This is a genomic window from Mediterraneibacter sp. 210702-DFI.3.120 (assembly GCF_020561005.1).
Taxonomy (GTDB): Bacteria; Bacillota; Clostridia; order Lachnospirales; family Lachnospiraceae; genus Mediterraneibacter; species Mediterraneibacter faecis.
The window spans coordinates 1-259 of the sequence record NZ_JAJCNG010000111.1; the positions used below are offsets into that span (position 1 = coordinate 1).

1 protein-coding gene is annotated in these 259 nt (G+C 35.5%); it reads right to left on the minus strand.

Features of this window, described 5'->3' with window-relative positions:
- A partial coding sequence (locus tag LI162_RS15435; RefSeq protein WP_331470839.1) for a hypothetical protein occupies positions 1-259 on the minus strand: 259 nt, incomplete at both ends.

Sequence of the window (259 nt, forward strand, 5' to 3'; positions counted from 1 at the left end):
TATCATCTGGATCACTGAAATGTAGGCTCTTTTCTTTTTTGTTAAATGGAATTTTGTTTTCTGTTAAACGTTGTTCCCAAAAGGAAAGGCTATTTTGGGGAATTTTTAAGCCAATCGTGGCTAAATAATTTTTTTCTTCATAGCGGTTGCCTAATAAGGGCACGATAAAAAAAGTTACTAAGCTTCCCGGCGTGCCTTGATAATCGCCATAAAAATAATGAGGCATGCGATTGTTGTCTTGATTTACGGTATTTTTGAC